The organism is uncultured Tateyamaria sp., assembly GCF_947504105.1.
GTDB lineage: Bacteria > Pseudomonadota > Alphaproteobacteria > Rhodobacterales > Rhodobacteraceae > Tateyamaria.
In genome coordinates this window covers 49,436-69,828 of sequence record NZ_CANNGP010000024.1, presented here as the reverse complement: position 1 = coordinate 69,828, position 20,393 = coordinate 49,436, and the positions used below count along the sequence as shown (strand labels likewise).

The window sequence follows — 20,393 nt, the reverse complement described above, 5'->3', positions numbered from 1 at the left end:
CCTACCGCAACTGCCGTTCTGGGTCACCTCTGGGCATACGGAAACCCTTGAAGATGTGGCGTTTCGGTCCGGAGCGGCGCTGAGCCACCTTCATCTTGTGTTGAGCCGGGAAGACGTCCACCAATCCTTGTTGCGTGCGCGGCTGGCGCTGAAAGCCGCAACAGTTACGTCAAAGCTGGAAGGACGTCTGGCGCGGGAGGCTGATATCCGCGGCGCCTACCATCTGACGCCGCCCGGTGAGGCACGAGGCCCGGACGGTGATCTTCTGGCCTTCTGGCGCGCGTCGGTTCGGGTTCGTCCAAACAGGATTGGCGAAATCGCCGATTTGGTCGGAGCGGAGTTCGCGGGCGACGTGGGCGTCTAGGTCGATGCGGGTGTGGAGCGCGCTGGGACCCATGGCGGGCTGTGTGGTCGTTCTGCGGTGCGTGCTCGAGGCAGATGACCGGGCGGAACGGGTCGCCTGTTTGCTGTCGGACATTGTCCTGGCGCGGACGCTGAACTGGACGCAGGTGTTGCCAGTCTCTGCGCAGCGGCTGACAAAGGCGGCGCTGCGGGGCCTGGCCGCAGAAGGGCAGGGGGCCGACCTGGCGATCCAGACGCGAATTCTCGAGTCCATCGAAGAGACGATCCGGTTGGCGCGGGATCTGGCCCGGCGTGCGGAAGCACTTTGCACCGTGGCGCCAAAGCTGCGGGCGAAAGGCTCGGAGTTAGCGGTGGCCTTGTTTCTGGTTGAGGATGCTGTCGCCCCCGCGACCATGCTCTCGCCGATGATCCAGGGCACCACCAAACCGATGACCGACCGGGCGGCGCGGCGGTTTTGTGACCGACTGGTGGAGCTTGATGTGGCGCAGGAACTCACAGGGCGATCGACCTTCCGGCTGTATGGGATTGTGCGATGACCCGCAGCGCCATGAATGTTGCGGCCAAACAAAAGCCTGCAAAGGGACAGGACGTCTCGTCAGGCGAAAGCTTGTTTGACCGTGAGCTCGTGGACTGGTGGTGCACAACACCACTTATGAAGCGCTTCGCGATGTCAGCCCTATGCTTGCTTCGAGAAGCGGCCTGAGCACTGCGGAAGGTGCGATGGCGGACGTGGCCGCCAAGCTCGCCGAGTTAGTCAATTTTTAGAGTAGCTTCGGCACGCTTGAGATGTTCGTGTTGCGTTCATACGTTGTAGTTGACCTGCTCCCCATTGAGTCCGCTAATTTGGGTTAGCTCTGTTTAGGTTTTGGTCCTTCATTGACCGGTTAACATATTCTGCCGGTGTCATGGCAGGCGAGGCTGGAATGCGGACGGTGCTGGTTGAAGTCGATGCGCCATGCGTTTATCAGATCGCGGGCATGGCGCAGGCTAACAAATAGATGCTCATTGAGGCACTCATCGCGCATAAGTCCATTGAAGCTCTCGACGAAGCCATTTTGCATCGGCTTGCCCGGCGCGATGTAGTGCCAATCGACCTTGCGGTCTTCCTGCCATTTCAGGATGGCGTTTGATGTCAGTTCGGTTCCGTTATCGCTGACCACCATGCAGAGATATCCGCGTATCGCTGCAATGTGATCTAGTTCACGGGCAACGCGTTCGCCTGACAGCGATGTGTCGACAACAGCGGCGAGACATTCGCGGCTGAAGTCATCAATCACGTTCAGAATGCGGAACCTGCGACCGCACGACAGGCTGTCAGACACGAAGTCCAAGCTCCAGCGCTGGTTTGGACCTTGGGGGATTGCTAGTGGCGCTCTGGTGCCCACTGCACGCTTGCGACCACCCCGTTTACGAACGGTTAACCCTTCTTCGCGGTAGATCCGATACAGCTTCTTCCAGTTCACACACCAGCCTTCCCGCTTTAGCAGGATGTGCAGGCGACGATAGCCAAAGCGTCGTCGCTCGGACGACAGTTCCTTCAGCCGCCCAAGCAACTCGGTGTCCTCGGGCCGCTTCGACGCACGCCGATAAACACGTGGATCGATCCCAGCCAAGGCGCACGCCGGCTTCTGATTATATCGTTTCTCTTTCATGGCCCAAGTCACGGCTTTCCTGCGTGAACCAGGCCTCAAAAGTTTTTTCCCAACATTTCCTTGAGCGTAGACACATCTATCATCTGCTCGGCAAGCAACTTCTTCAACTTGGCATTTTCAGCCTCAAGCGCCTTCAGCTTCTTGGCATCCGACACTTCCATGCCGCCATACTTAGATCGCCATTTGTAGAACGTCGCATCGCTAACACCGTGCTTGCGACACAACTCCTTCGCGCCAAGCCCCGCCTGATGCTTTTTCAAAATCCCAATGATCTGTTCTTTGCTAAAACGGCTTCTCTTCATCAACTGTCTCCTCAGTTGGAGAACAGGCTAACTCAAAACACCGGACTTTTCAGGGGAGCAGGTTAGGACCTACAAGATGCTGGGACGCGGACAGGTTCTTGCTCAAAGTGGCGACGCCCCTGCCCCGCAGGTTGCGTTGAACGAGGTTCTACCGTGGCTCAAGGGTTAAATCAGGCGGTGGTGAGATCGGGCAAGCAAAAGGATTGCTTTTGGTGAGCGGGAAACAGTTAGATCAATGCTTTTAGTTGCTTTCCGCTTGAAGAAGGTTCTCCACTTTGAACGTTTGCATATCTCTTTCGGTTAGATTCAGTTGCTGTGCTCGACCAATATCGTGCGCAAGCAGGGAATGTCCAAATGCAAAGCTAAACCCGCGCAATCCCGCTGCATCCAATAAGGTCGGTGCAATATCAAAATGAGAAGAGGGACCCTCATGTTGAGTGGATGGAAGATCAGGGTGCAATAGAAGGAAGAACAAAGTTCGTTCCTGCTGTTCCAGTGTCGGTATCATGTCTCCTTGGATCAATAAGTGATCCGATACGATTGCGATAACGGTATTTGATCCAACTGGAGAGCGTCTTATATACTCAATGAATTCTGTGATCAGTTTGTCCGCGCAATGCACGGCATCCAGCATCATTGATCTTTTCGCGGTGTAGCTGGCGCAGCCGGGCGATGGTGTCCCGAAGGGATGGTGCGTATCCAGTGTCAGTACAGCCAGATGAAATGGCTCTGCACTTTCTGCCAGCCCATCGAAGATTGTCCGTGCATTATCAAAGAGGTTGGCGTCATACATGCCCCAGCTATGTGCTGTCGCGCTTGGCAACTCATCAATGCCCAGAACCGCATCATACCCGTTGTCTTGCAAAAATTGTCCTTTGCCAGCAAAGGAAAGAGATGCGCCACCTACATAGGCGTTTCTGTACCCGGCTTGTTTAAGGTACTCGGCCAGGCATGTGATTTCCGAAAATGGGTTGTTAACTTCATTCAATACACTATTGCCCCCCATCTCAGAGAGTAACGGGACGCCACATTGGCTGCTGACAATCCCTCCAATTGTCCAGCCAGTTCCCGGATACTGTTGGAAGTCACGGAACCAAAGACCCTCGGACGCTAGACTTTTGATTTGCGGAAGAAGGCCCGGAAACAGGGCCTCGTTAAAATAGGTTTCTTCCAGACTCTCTAAGTAAATCAGAACCAAATTAAGCGCATTTGGTGCCTGAATGATTCCGCTACTTTTGGTGCCTTGCTGCAGCCGTGTAATCTCATTATTCAGTCGGGCAGAGGTGCGAAATGTACTTTCACGAAAATCAGCATAGGCGTTGATCGGATAGTTTGCCCAAAGACTGAATATTGCTGATGTCAGTGCGATCCCCATTCGAAGAACCGTATGGGGAACGGGCCGCATATTTTTGATGGCGAGAAAAATAACGATGGGCGTTGCAAGCAAGTATATGCCCAGAACAGACATGCGCACTAAATCAGTTTTGATTGCGATCTTGAGTGTGGAAGGATCGAGATGCGCGAAAAAAGCTGAATTAAACGCCGTGCCCTGCGACGCAAAAGAGATAGTCAAAGCAACATTAAGAAAGACGAACGCTGTTCCTGCTATCGTCAAGATGACGCGCCAGCCGATATTACGCTCAACAGCCAGACATAGTGCCACAACCATAAATGCTGTTGACAGAATCCAAAAAATTCCTGGCTCCCGTCGCACATCGCCAGCGACGATCATCAGCGGGATCGCGAAAAAACCAAGTAGAAAAAGAGACCAAAAAAGTGTGCGGAACATTGAAGTATTCACCCTTGAGCTGGCAGAAACTGTAATTTTTTTGATAAGTCCTTTTTTCCCAAAGGGCTATACTTCGATGAAGCCCAGAAAATTCAAAAATATAAGTCCCCAAGCTGTTGCTGGGAACAGAGCGGTCAGTAAAACAGCGGCTGATCCTAGGTCCTTGGCTATGCGCGACAATTCGTGCTGCTCTGGACCAATCCGATCTACAATCGCCTCCAGTGCGGAGTTGAGAATCTCAATGATGAGAACCGCCATAAGCGAGCCGATCAAGAGCGCTACCTGTCCAGGACCAGATCCGATACAAAAGGCGATTGGGCAGGCCAAAATAAAAATCACAACTTCTAAACGAAAGGCTTCTTCGCTGATCCAGATATCGCGTAAACCTGCCTTGGAATTTCGAAAGGCTGCTAAAAGCCGTGCACCACCGCGTAGATTATGCGGTTTTGATGTTTGTTTGGCACACATATTCAACAGCTTTCAATAATATACAACTGACCAAATTGATTCGCATTCATGCAGAAACGGTCGCTTTTGTCACGCTTAATCTCCGCACGAGTGATCAAGCTGTTAGCTGTTCCAAAAACCTATGACAAAACGTTTGGAGTTTTGGAAGGTTTTTGTCATCATGGGGCATGATCATCGAATATGCTCGCGTTTCAACCACAGACCAGAACCTTGACGCTTTGACGGCAGCAGGTGCGGAGCGTTTGTTTTCTGAGAGAGTAAGCGAAGCTAAAGCAGAACTTCCAGAGCTGGATAAGATGCTTGATCAGCGCCGTGACGGTGACGTGGTGGTGGTGACCAAATATGATCGTCTCGCCCGTTCATTGCGCGATCTGTTGGATATTGTGGAAGCCATCAAAGAACGTGGTGCGGGTTTCCGATCTTTGGCCGAGGATATCGACATGACGATGCCCGCCGGAGAGCTGATTTTCCGCGTCTTCGCCTCCATCGCCCATTTTGAACGGCGTAGGGTCGCAGTGTCTAGCCGCCTATTCCAGTACCACTGATTTGAGGTTTGTCTAGTAAGATTTTAGGGGCTGGTGGATGCATTCCAAGTGCATGATGCGGCCGGATTTGATTGTATTGCCTGAGCCAGATGTTGATGGCGATCTGGGCTTGTTTGGTGCTGTGGAACCAATCTGCATTCAGCACTTCCCGACGGAGTGTTCCGTTGAAGCGCTCGTTGTATTCGTTTCCCCATGGGCTGCCTGGATAGATTTGCATTGGTTGAATGTCGACCCGTCTGAGCCAATCCTGAGGCTGCGGGGCAATGAATTCGGGGCCATTATCGGAGCGGATGAACTCAGGCTTCCCATGCTTCATCAGCAACCGGTGCATAACGTCCAGAACATCGCTTGCGTTCATCTTTAGGCGGACCATTACACAAAGCGCCTCACGGGTGTATTCATCCAGCACCGTCAGCAATTTGTAGCTGCGTCCGTTGCCCAGCTTATCATGAACAAAATTGATCGCCCAGACATGGTTGGGATGTGTCGGGCGCAAGGGGCTTCTCTCAAAACCAGAAACCAAAGGGGCAAGGACCCCAACCACAAAGGAGAGACCGGATGACACGAGCAAATGGCACTTCAGACGAGCGCCAAGATGAAAGGGTAATCGCGGCCAAAATCGCAGAGCAGAATGATTGCTTCCGCAAGCGACCCCTCGCTATGGCACTTGCGCAGGAACTGACTCGATACCACCAAGAGTTCCTCAGCCTCAGTCACGCTAAAGAGCCTCAGTTTTTTGCGTTGGTTAGGAGTGTACGCCTGCGCAAGATGGGTCGACAAAGCAGTGTCCAGCCGCTCAGCCATTTCCTTGGTTACATCGCTCTGCGTCGCCGCCGAGATCGGTGCGGTCTGAAACATTGGTTGCTCTTTTATTCTTATTTGCGCAACTACCGGATTTAACACGCGATTCCAGATGCCGAGTTAAGAAAAATGTCCAAAGGTCGTGGTGTGTTCGACAGCAACCACAACATCCGCGCGGTGTTAACAGCTGTTAACAGCGGAGTAGGTCGACCTACCGTCGCAAAAAGACGCACGGCGTTTGACGATGGATATGTATTTCTCAACGCCCGAATACATGACCCGTGCGGCCGAGCAAACTCAAGCCGCGAGCATATATTGCGAGCACTTGCGAGGGTGCCAAGTACAGCTGCAGCCCGGAGCCTGACGGCGCAAGGTGCGCTTGGCTCGTCCACAATAGCCGTAGCGACAACTCATAGAGCGGAATAGACACGAACAAACGTATGCTTGCTGCCGAACGATTGGCTGTCGCAGAGTTGGCGACACGGCAAGGATTGGTGCTCCCCGTGGCCTTACCTACTAGTCAGATTGCAAAAAGGACCTGTCTCTTGAGTACTCGGCGTGTCGTTAAACTAACCCGATAAATGCCGAGCGACATGGTGCCGGAAACAGGGCAGGGGCCGCGCATTTTTTGCTGCAGCCCCCGATGTTTCCTTGAGTGTACAAAGATAGTTTCTGATTTAGATAAAATCAGGATAGCAGCCAAAGGCGCTGCCAGCATGCTCCAGCACTTCCGCGGCCAAAAAGTCCTCAAAACTTTTGTGCATGTAAAGCGCCGGTACCTCGGCCTCGACCTTGTCGTCACGGGTGATCGCATTGCCGGCGGGGCTAAAGTCGCTGTCCACCTCATTCATCTTGGCACCGTCTGCGTCCATTTCGACTGCTGTGGGCGCATCACGGCGATCTTGCGAGAAAACGAACATGTCAGCGCTGTCATCGCTGCCTTGAGCGTCGGAACCCCTCAGGCCGTTGCTCTGATCAGCGCCATCGCTGTCGAGACCATTGATGTCTCCAAGATCCTGATCGCTCCCGATTGTGTTGATGGAAGTCCCGGAGCCCGAGCCAAGGTTAAGCCAGACCTGATCGGTGTTGTAGTTCACAGTAACCGTCGCGCTGCGGCCACCCAGACCTAATACGTCGAAGCTGCCCAAGGTACCGGAAACTTCGTCCGCGGTCATCAACAAGTAGTTGCCATTGTTCATGGACGCTTGGGTCAGGTCCACCGTCAAGTCGAGACCACCCAGTTCAAGACGAGATGTCACATTTGGATTATCGCCGAAAGCGCCAGACCGGAATTCCGCAATGCTTCCCAGACCACCGCCGTCGCTGGCGATGATTAGGTCGGCCCCGGCTTCGAACCGGATAGTGCCGCGATCTGCACCGCTGCCATCAAATCCGGCAAGAGCATCGGCCCCGTCGATCACCAGTTCCTCGTCCCGGCCAACGACGTAGGTTCCGCCATTGGCGCTCAGGATCGCTTGACCGCTCTCGATAACCAGGTCGACGTTGCCGTTGATTGAGCCGGTATTCGCAAAGCGCCCACCGTCCTGTGCAATGCTCAGAACACCTGGACCGTTGTAACCGCCCAACCAGACCTGGCCCGCCGAGGTGATGGCAATTTCACCCCCCGTTGCGCCCGCTGTGGTCAAACCGGTGACATCAAGCCGCCCATGCGAGATCTCGAGCCGTCCGCTTTCGCCCATATCCAGCGCAGAGATGGTTTGCGTGCCGCCATAGATCACGAGGTTGCCACCAAGATCGACGCTGTCACCGTCGACACTGCCAGCGATATCGCCGCTGTCCCAGTTCAGACGGTTGTCCCAACGGACACCGTCGCCCCGCTCATCGGGGACAAATCGAACATCGAGGGCGTCGGTGCGCTCTGTCGGAAGAATACCAAAGGCGGTTTGGAAGAAGGCGTTGAGTTCATCAGCCGTGACCTCGTTGACTTGAATCCATTGCACCAGGTCATCGGTGGTCGCATTGGGGTCATTGAGGAGCACGCGCGCCAGATTGTTCATGGTCGTTTGATCCAGCAGATCTCGATCAAGCCCACCCACGTTTCGGTCATGGGACTCTTCGCGGTCATACAGAACGTCTTCGCCGCTGAACCAGTTGTAGACGATCGTGTCGTCGTAGAATGCAGTTTGCTGGTTGTTCAGCCCGCCGTTGTTGTAAAAGTGGCTGTCCAACTCCCAAGGTGCTTCAGGATCGGTCAAGTGTGCCACGATATTGCCGATCAGGGCCGTTTGATATCCGTCATTGTCGATTCCTAAAGATAAGGCGCCTGCCGTTACGGCGTCACGATATCCGGCATCCGTCACCACATTGCCCTGCACGAGGGAATAGTGCCCGATCGGCCCACCGTCGCCACCACCCAGTACGTTGAGCATGGCGTTGTTGTCGAAAAACAGGTTGTCTTCGACGAAACCACCGGTGCGGATTTGTGCGCCAAAAGACGAAGCCTGTCCCATGATATTGTCACGGAACGTCACATCAAGGTTGTCGTTCTGCACATACACCGCGTGGCTGAACATGCCGGGTGCCTGCGGAGAGTCTGCGCTGCGGTCGTAGGCATAGCCGTCTTCCCAACCAATCTCGGTAAAGCGCGTTCCCTCGATCAAAAGGCCGACGCCACCTTGTGCGTAGATGCCTTGAATCCGGTCATCAAATGCGTGCCAGGTGCCACCGTGCACGGGCTCGTCCCGGCTCAAGTTATAGAAGTTGGAATCGTGCAGGGTGAAGCTGTCGACGTTCTGCACGACAAGGCGGCCCTCTTGGGTGCCTGTTATGGAGTCGAAGATCACATTGTTGCTGTTGTCACCGGGACCCGCTACCAGAACGGTATTCACAAAGTGCAGGTCGTGTACAACTAAATTACTGAAATCATTGGCAATAAAGTAAATATCGCCTTCGATGACTGGCTGCTCACCGTCGCCGTAAGAGGTGATGACAACCGGGTGCAGCGGGCTTTCGCCTTGAATGCCGCGGGTCGAGATATCTTCTCCACGCGACTGGTAGGTATAGCCGGCCTCAAAGCGCAGCCAGTGGGATGATGGTTCGGACCCTGTGCCGACCAGTTCGCCCCACAGCATCATGCCAGCATCCATGTCCAGCGCGGTATCGGCGCTGGACCCATATTGCGGGTTGTCCGTCAGCCATTGTGCGGTGATCTGCCATTCCTGTAGCCCTTCAGCTGCAGCGATGTCGGCAACACTTAAGGCGTCTGCTGAGCCGGAGACGAAGACTTCACGATGGTTGTCGCCTGTTTCGATAACCAACTCGCCGTCATCGTCGGTTTCCAGCATGTAGTGGTCAGCGCCTGTTGCCCAACCGGCGGCCTGGCTGCCGGGGACGACGTTCATTGAAATTGTTTGCTGTGAGGTCGCACCATTGGCATCCGTCACCTCGATCGTGAAATCAAGCGATCCGGTATAGTCCGTCTCTGTCATCACCAACGCCAAGGAGTTGTCGGGATTAACGGTCAGCCGTCCGTGGTCTGGGCTGTCGATTACAGTGATCGACTGCGCCGTATCGAAGTTTTCCGGTTGCAGTGTTGTGGTGCGTCCGCCAGAGATTTCGGCGGTCGTTTGCGTTGTAACTGTCAGCGGCATGGATGCCTCTTTTCGTATCAAGGCCAGACGTCAAACGACCGGCAGAAGTGTCCTGGAGGCTTGCCAAGGCAAACCCCGATTCCCTGCGCACAGCACCGGCCTGCGCCGACGGTGCGCTATTTTTTGTCAGATACTGCTCTGACCCTGCGTTAACTGATACTACTCAAACGTGCTGTTTTTAGCGCGAGATTATGGCTGTAATACGGCAATGAATGGTCCGAGCAAGGCAGCGTTGCTTGAGGGCGGACGAACTTGCGTCGTTTCGGCGAGGTTTTGCTAGTTAAGGGGTCTCAAGGCCGAAATTTGCCGTAATTCAGGTCGAATCCGTATCCGTATGGTGCGGATTTTCGCCCAACTTCCCGGCGATCAGTTTTGCGAGCTCTGCGGCTTCTTGTGCGACATTGAAATCTGAAATGACCACAGCCGGGCCGGCGGCGCCCATACGCGCGCGCAGACTGCTGTCCTTGATGAGTGTTTCCAGGTGGCGGCGTAATGTATGAACATCTCCTGGCGGTGCGATCAAACCAGTTTCCCCGTGCTGGACCAGTTCTCCTACCCCTGCAACTTGGGTTGTCACTACAGGACGTGCGCTGGCGAGGGCTTCCATCAAAATCACCGGAAGACCTTCGGAAAAACTGGGCAGGACCAGCACATCGTGCTCGGCAAGCGCTTGAGCCACGCCAGCCTGATCCAAGTAGCCGGTAAAGTGGATACGGTCGCCGAACCGTGCGGCCGCGGCTTCTAATTCAGGCCTGTCCTGGCCATCTCCCACCATTGTCAAAGTCAGGCCCGCATGGGTGGGCATCAACGTATCAAGCGCCTCGAACAGCACGTGCACCCCCTTTTCCGGATCAAAGCGCCCGACAAAGAGCAGACGGCACCCAGTCGCGTCCTCTGGCAGGGCAGGGGCGTCGGCATAGCGGGCGGGATCCACACCGCAATGGATGATACGGAAGCGTTTCCAGTGCGCGCGGTCCGCAAAGAGCATCAGTTGCGAACGTGCAAAGTGGCTGATCACAGCGACGAACGCTGCGTTCTCGGCCTTGGGACCCAGTTTCAAACCTTCGGGTTCGAACAGGTCAACCGGCCCATGCAAGGTGAACGAGTAGGGTACGCCGGTCAGTTCTTTGGTCAACAGTGCCACCATCGTGCCGTTGGTGGCGAAGTGACTGTGGATATGCCCGATGTTCTGCAGATCAACGAAGTCGGCCATCAAGGTGGCCTCCAGAAAATAGATTATCTGGTAGATCACCGACTTCAGCCCGGGGTTGCGCAGGCGCCACGCCATTCGCAAGGCTTGGAAGTAGCGCGACGGGTTTTTGAAGAGCCGCAGCTGCGCTGTGAGCAGCTTCAGGGGGTTCTTGGCCTCACGCAGCAGATAATGGGTAGAGGCGGCAGCTGCGCGACCCTCTGGACCGCTGTGCTGGCTTTCCGTGGTTTCGCGCACCGACACGGTATGGATTTCGGCGCCTAACGCCCGCAAAGCGGCGATTTCCCGTTCGATGAAAGTCAGTGAAACGAGAGGGTAAAGCCCGGTCAGATAGGCAATGCGGGGCAGGGCAGGGGAGTCGGATGGCATGGCGTGATCCTTCAGCGGCATGGCGCGCTTTGCCTAGTTCCAGCCAAACCGCTTCTCCAGCCCAAGGAAAACTGTGTTGGCGTTGCGATCGGCACTTCCCGTTTCGATAATGCGCACTGTCGAAAATTGTCCAACCAGGTTCCAATCCTGGGCCAAGTCCTGACGATAGGTTAGATCAAGCCCGACGCGGCGCGTGTCGCTGGCCCCAATACCCTCTTCATCAGCATCGCGTAGCGACAGTAACACATCCAGAGAGCTTCTAGTGTTGAGCTGTTGATTGAAATTCAGGCTGAGCACCGAGTTGATCGTTTCGACATTGTCACGTGTGGTCGTGGGTGTCTGGGAAAGGTCCGCAGTGAACGTGGCGCGCGGCATTTCATATTCCCAGTTCAGGCCAAAGAGTGGACGGGTGCTAAGCCCCTCGGCGCGGGATAGACCCACTGAGTAGCCAAACCCGCCGCGCGGCAACTCCAGCTCCCTCTGGATTTGCACCGTGGTGCGCCGCCCGTTGGCTTCGATGGGGCTGTCAAACACCAATCCGGCCGTACCGTTGGGGCGTATCCAGGTGAGTTCTCCATCGACGAAAATACCATCGGTACTACTTGTCTCGGCGCCGGACTGCTCGGTCTCTTGCTGACCCACGGCAAATCGACCGGAAAGGGCGGGCGTTATTTCCGTGCGCAGCTCACCGCCCAGCCGCACCGATTGAGTATCAAGGGCACCGGCGCCTTTCTCGTCAAAGCGGAACAGGCTGCCGATGAGGCCCACGGTTGTCGTCCGATCCACAGCAGCCGTAATGGAAAAGCTCAGATCACTCTGATCTGCATCCAACAGCGAGGGGTCGGCCGTGTCCCTATATCTGATGCGGGTTTGTGACAGGCTGTAGCTGGCGCCCAGAGGGCTCTCAATACCGAACGCGCCGTCCAGTACGATCCCCGAGCTGCGACGCGTGCCGCCATCGAAGGTGTCAAAATCCACACTGTCAACGCTCTCGCCCGTGGCAAAGCTAGTGCTGTCCAGCGCTGTGCTTTCGAAGGTGAGGCCAAGGCCGAGGCGTGACCGCCCGACATCCCGGTCCCACCGCAGCCGCGCGTCGGCATTTTCCACGGTGTCGTCACTGTCTTCGCCCAGCAACAGATCCCCACCCAGCCCCACGGTCAGCGTGTCGATGGATGCCCGTCGTTCCAGTGAGAAATCCAAGCGCGTCCGATTGATCAGACGACTTTCTCCATCGACAAGCAAATCGGGGTTGTCCGACCACTCCAGGCCATTGCGGAGATCGAGGATAATGCGTTGAGCGCCCTCTGGCACGTCTTGGGCCTGGCTGTTGAACGCCAGTACAAAACTACAAATCGAACCTGTTCCCACCAGGCGCACCCAATATAGCGCTGCGCCTCCAATACCCTGTTCGCGGGACTTATTCGAACAGGCGTCTTTCTGGTACAAGAATGACATCCCCGTCCTTCAGCACGATATCGTTGCTCAATGCAGCCCCTTCAGCCAGGGCTTTGTAATTAATTTTGCGGACCGTTTGGACGCCCGTTTTATGATCTGTGCGACGCAGTTGCAGCCGTTTGACAGCAGCGAACCGTGTCATACCGCCCCCCATGGAAAGCGCCTGTAAGATAGTTGTACCGGGCGGCATTTCGGCAAGACCCGGCGTGTTGAATTCGCCCAGCAAATAGACGTTGATCGTTTGCGGTTCGAGCGGCTCGCGCTCTTCCGGTACGACAAAAACGAATACATTTGGGTCAGAAGCAAAGTTACTGGCGATCGCAATACGGATGTTACGTTCGATCTGGGGTGTGGTCAGCCCAGCGGCGCGCAACGTTCCCGCAAACGGAAAGCTGAAGCGACCGTCAGGCAGCACCCGCACCGACCTATCGAGGCTCGGATCCTCAAGCACCTGAATTTCCAGTGTGTCGCCCGTGCGCACGCGGTAGTTGCTTTGCGCGTCGGCTCCGGTCAAAGTGCTAAATACGATGGCAAACGCCAGCGAAATAATAAAAATGATGCGCGTCACAGGTTGGTTCCCGGTTCGGACCATGCTCGTTCTTCTTTGTCCTAGGGGCAGTTTCGCCTTCTGGAAAGCATGTTTCCGCCTACCAACGGGGTTTATTGGGCATATGTTCTCTATTTGACACGCTGGATAGGGCTCAGACTGGCGCGTGATCCGGGCCCAAAGTGACCTGAGCAGGACCTTCAGGACTGCGATAACAGGGCAGGGATTTCCATGCTGGCTGGTATTTGGGGTGTCTTGTACGGCTGTATCTGCCTGTTGTAACGGACGCCCATTTGCCCGTGATGTAGTGTAGAAGGTAATCGATTCACGAGCGGCCGCCCCGCAATGCTCATCTTGTGGTCATAAAACTGACCAATAACAGTTGCATGGCGATGTGCATGACAGATACATTTCTTCACGTTAATAGCGCTATATTCGAAGCGTGCATTTTATTAGATTTTTGAACAAAGAGATAAGGCAAGGTTTTGCAAAAACTCAAAGTTGCCGTCGTTGGACTGGGCAAGATGGGCCTAAGCCATTTTTCTATGGTCAACGCGCATCCTGGCGTGGACACAGTCGCCTGCGATGGCGCGGGCTTTATGGTCGATGTGCTGGGTAAGAACCTAGACACGCCCATCTACAAGGATTTTGACACCATGCTGACGCAAGAGCCGTTGGACGCGGTTGTGATTGCAACACCGTCGCGTCTGCACGCGCCGATGGTTACGGCCGCCTTGGACAAAGGTCTAAACGTTTTTTGCGAAAAGCCGTTCTGCTTGAATTGGACTGACAGCCAGCGCTTGACCGATCTGGCTAAGGAAAAGGGCCGCGTGGCGCAGGTAGGCTATCACTATCGTTATGTGGGTGCCTTTGGCGAGATGAAGCGCTTGATCGAAGCGGGCGCCATCGGGCGCATCACCCACGTGCTGGCCGAGGCCTACGGTCCCGTGGTGCTGCGCTCGAAAAAGGCAACCTGGCGGACAGAGAAAGCCGAAGGCGGGGGATGTCTCTATGACTATGCCGCACACCCGCTGAACCTTTTGAACTGGTTTTTCGGCACACCGGATCAGGTAATTGGGTCCCATCTGGGGAAGGTGTTTTCCGAAGGGACTGATGACGAGGTCTTTTCGACCCTGCGCTGGAGCGACGGGCCGACCGCTCAGTTGTCGGTCAACTGGTCCGATGAAAGCCACCGCAAGATGTCGACCAAGATCAGCCTGATCGGTACCAACGGGCGGCTTTATGCGGATCGACAGGAGTGTCAGGCCTATCTGCGCAAACCCGTGGACGGCTATGACGCCGGTTGGACGGTGAAATACACAACGGAACTTACCAAGGACTGCTGGTTCTATCTGCGAGGCGAGGAGTACTCCGCTCAACTCGACGAGTTCGTCAGCGCCATTCAAGCGGGTGAGCCAACAGCACGACAAAATGATTTTGCATCGGCCACGCAGACCGACAAGACCATGGCGATGATCATCGAAAACTCCGAGACCGGTATGCCCGTGGGCGAGGCGCGTGCAGCGATGCCGGAGGCGGTGAAGAAACGCGGTTGGTTCGGGAGGTAGGGCGATGGACAAGCTTTTATTTGGCGACAACCAGTTTTTCGGCATCAACCACATGTCCGAGGAAAAGGCCCGTGCCCAAGCCATGCGGTTTCAGAAAACCGATGCGATCATGGACGTGCTCGACACCGCCTATGAGGCGGGCATCCATACATTCATGTGTACCACCCACGACCGCATCGCCGAGGTGGTCGAGCGGGTGAAAGCGGATCCGGTGAAGTACGGTCAGTTCCAATTCTATCCGTGCATGCCTTATGCCCACAAATATGCCAACGCGGTGACCGAGCACGGCATGGTGGGTGCCCTGCGAGAGTTCATGCCCAAGGATGGCCTTTTGTCGACGGCGCTGGCAGGAGGCAAGGCACTGGCCACAAAAGAGGTGGATGGCATCTCCAAGGTGCTGATCGACATGGAAATGAAGATGTTCGAAGGCGCCAAGGCCCCTGTTGTGTTCATCCAGAATGTTTTTACTGATCTGCTGCTTGGCATGGGGTTCACCCGGGCCTTCAAGATCTTTGATGATCATGTGCGGGAAAGCTGGGGTGCAGAGCCAGCCTACATCACCATGAACATGCCTGTCCTTCTGGATGCGTTGGAAAAGGAAGGGATCAAGCGACCGATCATCTGTTCCAACATAAACAAGATCGGGTTTCGTATGTCGGGCGGTTTCGATGCGTATCTTGATGCGCTCAAATCGGGACGGGTGCGTGCGGTAGCCATGTCGGTCTATGCGTCTGGCGCGATCCCCGCAGACGAGGCGATCCACTGGATTTCTGAATTGCCCGGAGTGGAAAGTATTGTCTTTGGCGCGTCGTCTGCAGGTAACATCCGGGGCACAAAGGAATTGGTTGATCGGTATATGGGCGAGGCAGTGTGATGGCTGATGGGAGCAACATGGACACGGACCAGGGTCTGGGACAAATGAAACGCGTGCCGATGCTGAACGCTTGGGTGCATGACATCTCCATGGATGACCTTGTGGAGCAATTCCGCGAGGGCGTGATGCTGACACTGCACGTGGACATGATCATGAAACTGCAGCAGGACAGCGAATTCTACGATCTGCTGGATCAGTTCGATGTCATCACCTGTGACAGCCAGATCATGTATTTCGCCACCAAGTGGCTCGGTACTCCGGTGCGCGAGCGTGTTTCCGGTTCGGATTATTTCCCGAAATTCTACACCCGCTATGCGGACGACCCATCGATGACCGTGTTCTTGTGTGGCGGGAAGCCCGGCATCGCCGAGCTTGCTGCAAAGAATATCAATGCCAAGGTTGGGCGCGAGATGATCGTGGGCACGGACAGTCCATCCTTTGCCTTTGACAAAGACCCAGCCGAGATCGACCGGATGATCGCGGCCATCAATGACAGCGGCGCAACGGTTTGCCTTGTCGGGCTGGCAGGGGCACGGCAGGAAAAGTTCATCATGAAGTACCGCGCTCGCATGCCCGGCGTGAAGCTGTGGCTGCCCCTTGGGGGCACGATCGATTACGAAAGCGGTACTTTTGCTCGCCCGCCGGCCTGGATCACCGAATGGGGGTTCGAATGGCTTTATCGTTTGCTGAAGGAGCCCCGCGCGCGCTTTCACCGCTACGTGGTGCACGAGCCGCCGTTCTTGTGGGCGGTTCTGAAACAAAAGCTGGGACGCTACAGGGATCCGTTCAAGGACACATAGAAGCGACAGACCCGGTCACATCATACTAAAGAAAAACATTGGGACAGTGTAATGAAGAAGTTTATTGGCAGCTTTTTGGTATCTCCGGAATTCCAGCGTTCCCTGCTGGCGTTGCCGGTCCGCGCCATGGTGCGCGCAACAGACGGTTTCATGAAGTATTCATCGGCGTTCAAGATGGACATGCAGGTCGTTGAGCGGCCGCACTACTCCTACTGCATGCTAAAGGCAGCCGAACTGGCCGTTCGATTGGGGCATGACCGGATTTCCGCCATCGAATTTGGCGTCGCGGGTGGCAATGGTCTTGTCTACATGTGCGCATTCGCCGAAGAGGTGAAGAAAATGACCGGTGTCACGGTCGACTGCTATGGCTTTGATACCGGTGAAGGCATGCCGGACCCCGAAGGTGAGGCCGATCTGCCCTATTGGTTCGCAGCGGCGCAGTACCGGATGGATGTGCCTGCACTCAAGGCACGTGTCCCGCAAGCCAAGCTGGTGTTGGGCAATATCCGCGACAGCATCGACGGGTTCATCGAAGAATATAACCCGGCACCGATCGGTGCGATCTTCAACGATACCGACTACTGGTCGTCGACCCGGGAAAGCTTCCGGCTCTATGACAAGATCAAGTCGCATCCCGATGCCTTCCTGCCACGCCAGTTCATGTATTTTGACGACGTACTTGGCTCGGAAACCGAGATGTACGGGCCTCATAACGGTCAAATTCTGGCGATCAACGAATTCAATGCGAAACAGGACGCGGTCAAGATTCACCGGAACCAGAACCTGCTAAGTTTTGATCACTTGGCCTATCGATTCCAGATTTACTATGCGCACCTGTTTGAGCACCCTGCATACAACACATACGTGGGCGGTGAGCGTCAAGAACACCTTCAGGACCTGCTCAAGCTGAAGGCAGCGCGTTGAGGAAAGGGCGCTTTGGCGAAAGGAAGTGCATGATGTCTTTTCAGATGCATTCAACCTCTAAGGACAAACCATGATTACCCCCATTTTACTCTGCGGGGGGTCTGGCACGCGTCTTTGGCCGTTGAGCCGTAAGTCCTATCCTAAGCAATTTGCTGCGATCCTCGGTGAAGAGACATTGTTTCAGGCCTCGGCGCGGCGTCTTGCAGGTCCGGAATATGCCGCGCCTGTCGTTGTCACCGCTTCTGACTTCCGCTTTATCGTGACAGAGCAGTTGCACGACATCGGCATTGATCCGGGTGCGATCTTGATCGAGCCAGAAGGTCGCAATACCGCACCGGCCATTCTGGCAGCAGCCTTGCAGGTCGCGTCAAGTGATCCGGATGGACTGATGCTGGTCGCCCCTTCGGATCATGTTGTCCCTGATGCGGATGCCTTCCGCGCAGCCGTGGATACGGGGGCTGAACCTGCACAGAACGGTCAATTGGTGACATTTGGAATCGCGCCAACCCATCCCGAAACGGGCTATGGTTACCTGGAGTTGGCCGATATTCCGCAGGGGTGTGCGCCGGTTCCGCTTACCCGGTTTGTTGAAAAGCCTGATATGGAACGCGCCACGGCCATGGTGGCCGATGGGCGGCATTTGTGGAATGGTGGGATCTTCCTATTTCGTGCTTGCGATATCATTGCCGCGTTCGAAGCGCATGCGCCCGCTCTCATGGCGCCTGTGCGCGCAGCCTTTGAAATGGCTGAACCGGATTTGGGCTTTTTGCGGCTCGCGCCGGAGCCTTGGGCCAAGACCGAAGAAATCTCGATCGACTATGCCGTCATGGAGCGCGCCAGCAATTTAAGCGTTGTGCCCTTCGACGCTGGCTGGTCCGATTTGGGTGGCTGGGACGCTGTGTGGCGTGAAACGGGTCCCGATGCGAACGGTGTGGCCACCTCAACCGGGGCCACGGCCATTGATTGCCACGATACGCTGTTGCGATCCGAGGTCGAAACACTTGAACTTGTGGGTATCGGCCTGGACAATATCGTTGCGGTAGCCATGCCCGATGCAGTGCTTGTTGCCGACAAATCTCGCGCTCAGGATGTGAAGAATGCCGTCGTCGCCCTTAAGGAAAAACAAGCGCTTCAGGCGACGACATTCCCCAAAGATCATCGTCCTTGGGGCTGGTTTGAAAGCCTTGTGATCGGCCAGCGCTTTCAGGTCAAACGCATCCATGTGCATCCCGGAGCCGCCTTGAGCCTGCAAAGCCATCATCACCGCTCTGAACACTGGATTGTTGTCGAAGGTACAGCCCAAGTGACGATCGATGAGGAGGTCAAACTTGTAAGCGAAAACGAGTCCGTTTACATCCCTCTTGGTGCCAAGCATCGCATGGAAAACCCTGGCAAAGTACCCATGGTGCTGATCGAGGTACAAACAGGCAGCTACCTCGGAGAAGACGATATCATTCGCTACGAAGACGTCTACGCGCGAGGGTAAGCATTTCGAGCATCCAGTGCAGAACTCAGCGCATGTTAAGCTTGCCTCAATAAAAATAACATAACCATCATTACCGGCAAGATTGACGGTTGAACGTCAAACCCTCTGTCAAAAAGTTATATTAAAAACATATAGTTAATCCTTTTGAAAATCTCACATGCATTGTTTGGGCGCGCCCGGGGACTGAAGAACATTGCAGCGTCGAACACTGAAAGCATGCGCCTCAACAAATATCTCTGACACAATCCGCTATGAAAAGACGGTGGCAAACCACTATCCTCTTCCCAAGCGTCAGAAGCAGTGTGGCACGACATTTTATCTCGCTCAAGAATTAGGAACGTTGTATAACCGGGGAATATTAAAAATAAATTGTGCTGTTTCTAGGAATGCTGGTGTCTCAAGATCCATTATATGTCACGCGTCCTACCTTGCCGCCGCGCGATGATATCGAGGATCTTCTGAGAGAAGTCTGGGATAGCCGCTTCTTGACCAATCGCGGCCCCATCCTGCAACGTTTTGAAGCTGATCTTGAGCGTTACTTGAATGTGCCGCATGTCTCGCTTGTGGCCAACGCTACATTGGGTTGCATGGTCGCGTTGCGGAGTCTGGGCGCTGATCAGGGCGAAATTATAACGCCTGCCTTTTCCTTCGTAGCCACCGCACATGCAGCCCGCTGGCTTGGGCATGACATTGTCTTTGCTGATATTAATCCCAAAACGTTGAATCTGGACCCTAGTGATGTCGAAAGGCGCATTACATCGCGCACCCGTGCGATTTTACCGGTCCATTGCTATGCCAATCCTTGCGATGTCGCGGCTTTAGCCGAGATCGGTGCCCGCTACAAAATCCCTGTGGTCTATGACGGGGCACACTGCTTTGGCGCCTCTGACCAAGATGGCAGTTTGTTGCGACATGGCGATCTGTCCGTAGTCAGTTTTCATGCCACCAAGGTTTTCAGCACCTTTGAGGGTGGGGCGATCATATCGCACGATATTGAGACCAAACAGGCACTCGACCGACTGTGCAACTACGGCATCGTGGATCAAACGCACATTGAAGCGTTGGGACTCAATGCCAAGATGAGTGAAATTCATGCAGCGCTTGGCCTCGCGCAATTGCCTTACGTGGCTAGAGATATCGAGAACAGAGCCAAGGTTGTGCGGCGGTATTGGGATCGACTTTCAAAGATACCGGGCATTCGATGTGTTTGTCCACCCAACCGGGAAGGACAGAACTACTACTCCTTTCCGATCTTGGTGGGTGCGAACTATCCGATGTCACGGGATATTTTATATCAGAAACTGCAGGATGCGGGCATTCAGGCGCGGCGCTATTTCTATCCCCTTTTGACAGACCTTCCGATGTATCGCGACGCGTCGTCCGACGGTTTAGAGGCCGCGCGGACGGCGGCAGAACAAGTGTTGTGCCTGCCGCTCTATCCTGACCTAGCCCCCGAGGATCAGGACAGGGTCATTGCTTGCATTTGCGACCCATGCGCCTGAATACGCCCTATCTGAAGTGGGGCATCAGGCGATTACTGGCGGGCAGCGGAAGGGATTTGTTATCGCAAGCGGATCACAGTTGGGAGATCTGCCCGGCAGAAACAGTGGAAGTTCCACCCGCCATCCA

General features: G+C 55.1%; 17 protein-coding genes and 1 pseudogene. 9 read left to right on the top strand and 9 right to left on the bottom strand.

Translation table 11 applies throughout. The annotated features are described in order from the left end of the window. Together Q1A75_RS14800 and Q1A75_RS14795 are read left to right on the top strand one after the other, a co-directional pair. A partial coding sequence (locus tag Q1A75_RS14800) for a DUF1403 family protein (protein WP_299592409.1) occupies window positions 1-364 on the top strand: 364 nt, incomplete at its 5' end. A gap of 4 nt (window positions 365-368) precedes the next feature. Beyond that, complete coding sequence (locus Q1A75_RS14795; RefSeq protein WP_299552887.1) at window positions 369-899, top strand: DUF1403 family protein; 531 nt, start codon at window positions 369-371, stop codon at window positions 897-899. 302 nt (window positions 900-1,201) lie between these two features. On the opposite strand, the pseudogene Q1A75_RS14790 reads toward Q1A75_RS14795, so the two are convergent. The 3 genes and pseudogenes from Q1A75_RS14790 to Q1A75_RS14780 all read right to left on the bottom strand — a co-directional run bounded on the left by Q1A75_RS14790 (window position 1,202) and on the right by Q1A75_RS14780 (window position 4,574). Beyond that, window positions 1,202-2,317 (bottom strand): annotated as a pseudogene (locus Q1A75_RS14790) (IS3 family transposase). Between the two features lie 241 nt (window positions 2,318-2,558). Next, on the bottom strand, window positions 2,559-4,106 hold the full coding sequence (locus Q1A75_RS14785; RefSeq protein ID WP_299552890.1) for a sulfatase-like hydrolase/transferase: 1,548 nt from the start codon (window positions 4,104-4,106) through the stop codon (window positions 2,559-2,561). A gap of 66 nt (window positions 4,107-4,172) precedes the next feature. Then, window positions 4,173-4,574, bottom strand: coding sequence for a diacylglycerol kinase (locus tag Q1A75_RS14780; RefSeq protein ID WP_299552892.1), 402 nt, complete (start codon window positions 4,572-4,574; stop codon window positions 4,173-4,175). 167 nt (window positions 4,575-4,741) lie between these two features. On the opposite strand from Q1A75_RS14780, the gene Q1A75_RS14775 reads away from it, so the two are divergent. Then, the gene (locus tag Q1A75_RS14775; protein ID WP_299552895.1) at window positions 4,742-5,119 is read left to right on the top strand and encodes a recombinase family protein; all 378 of its coding nucleotides are present in this window, start codon (window positions 4,742-4,744) and stop codon (window positions 5,117-5,119) included. On the opposite strand, the gene Q1A75_RS14770 is transcribed toward Q1A75_RS14775, so the two are convergent. The 6 genes from Q1A75_RS14770 to Q1A75_RS14745 all read right to left on the bottom strand — a co-directional run bounded on the left by Q1A75_RS14770 (window position 5,094) and on the right by Q1A75_RS14745 (window position 13,133). Continuing rightward, complete coding sequence (locus Q1A75_RS14770; protein WP_299552898.1) at window positions 5,094-5,615, bottom strand: integrase core domain-containing protein; 522 nt, start codon at window positions 5,613-5,615, stop codon at window positions 5,094-5,096. The two genes, Q1A75_RS14775 and Q1A75_RS14770, sit on opposite strands and share 26 nt — an antisense overlap. Window positions 5,616-5,698: 83 nt before the next feature. Further along, entirely contained in the window at window positions 5,699-5,977 is a 279-nt protein-coding gene (locus Q1A75_RS14765) for a hypothetical protein (protein WP_299552901.1), read from the bottom strand. Between the two features lie 620 nt (window positions 5,978-6,597). Then, window positions 6,598-9,531 (bottom strand): hypothetical protein, encoded by a 2,934-nt coding sequence (locus Q1A75_RS14760; RefSeq protein WP_299552904.1) that lies wholly within the window; start codon window positions 9,529-9,531, stop codon window positions 6,598-6,600. A 313-nt stretch (window positions 9,532-9,844) separates the two neighbouring features. Further along, on the bottom strand, window positions 9,845-11,110 hold the full coding sequence (locus tag Q1A75_RS14755; protein ID WP_299552907.1) for a glycosyltransferase family 4 protein: 1,266 nt from the start codon (window positions 11,108-11,110) through the stop codon (window positions 9,845-9,847). A 33-nt stretch (window positions 11,111-11,143) separates the two neighbouring features. Continuing rightward, window positions 11,144-12,565: a hypothetical protein gene (locus tag Q1A75_RS14750; protein ID WP_299552909.1), complete on the bottom strand. Its 1,422-nt coding sequence runs from the start codon at window positions 12,563-12,565 to the stop codon at window positions 11,144-11,146. Then, window positions 12,528-13,133, bottom strand: coding sequence for a polysaccharide biosynthesis/export family protein (locus Q1A75_RS14745; protein WP_299552911.1), 606 nt, complete (start codon window positions 13,131-13,133; stop codon window positions 12,528-12,530). The genes Q1A75_RS14750 and Q1A75_RS14745 overlap by 38 nt, the downstream gene beginning before the upstream one ends. Window positions 13,134-13,597: 464 nt before the next feature. Here Q1A75_RS14745 and Q1A75_RS14740 point away from each other — a divergent pair, with 464 nt between their 5' ends. The 6 genes from Q1A75_RS14740 to Q1A75_RS14715 all read left to right on the top strand — a co-directional run bounded on the left by Q1A75_RS14740 (window position 13,598) and on the right by Q1A75_RS14715 (window position 20,266). Then, window positions 13,598-14,680 (top strand): Gfo/Idh/MocA family oxidoreductase, encoded by a 1,083-nt coding sequence (locus tag Q1A75_RS14740; protein ID WP_299552914.1) that lies wholly within the window; start codon window positions 13,598-13,600, stop codon window positions 14,678-14,680. A 4-nt stretch (window positions 14,681-14,684) separates the two neighbouring features. Then, window positions 14,685-15,554 carry a hypothetical protein gene (locus tag Q1A75_RS14735; RefSeq protein WP_299552917.1) on the top strand — a complete coding sequence of 290 codons (870 nt, stop codon included), beginning with the start codon at window positions 14,685-14,687 and terminating at the stop codon, window positions 15,552-15,554. After that, window positions 15,554-16,354 (top strand): WecB/TagA/CpsF family glycosyltransferase, encoded by an 801-nt coding sequence (locus Q1A75_RS14730; protein WP_299552920.1) that lies wholly within the window; start codon window positions 15,554-15,556, stop codon window positions 16,352-16,354. The genes Q1A75_RS14735 and Q1A75_RS14730 overlap by 1 nt, the downstream gene beginning before the upstream one ends. 51 nt (window positions 16,355-16,405) lie before the next feature. Beyond that, the gene (locus tag Q1A75_RS14725; protein WP_299552923.1) at window positions 16,406-17,278 is read left to right on the top strand and encodes a hypothetical protein; all 873 of its coding nucleotides are present in this window, start codon (window positions 16,406-16,408) and stop codon (window positions 17,276-17,278) included. Between the two features lie 70 nt (window positions 17,279-17,348). Then, window positions 17,349-18,764, top strand: a complete 1,416-nt coding sequence (locus tag Q1A75_RS14720) for a mannose-1-phosphate guanylyltransferase/mannose-6-phosphate isomerase (RefSeq protein WP_299552926.1) — start codon at window positions 17,349-17,351, stop codon at window positions 18,762-18,764. A gap of 386 nt (window positions 18,765-19,150) precedes the next feature. After that, on the top strand, window positions 19,151-20,266 hold the full coding sequence (locus Q1A75_RS14715; protein ID WP_299552929.1) for a DegT/DnrJ/EryC1/StrS family aminotransferase: 1,116 nt from the start codon (window positions 19,151-19,153) through the stop codon (window positions 20,264-20,266). Window positions 20,267-20,393: the final 127 nt, after the last annotated feature.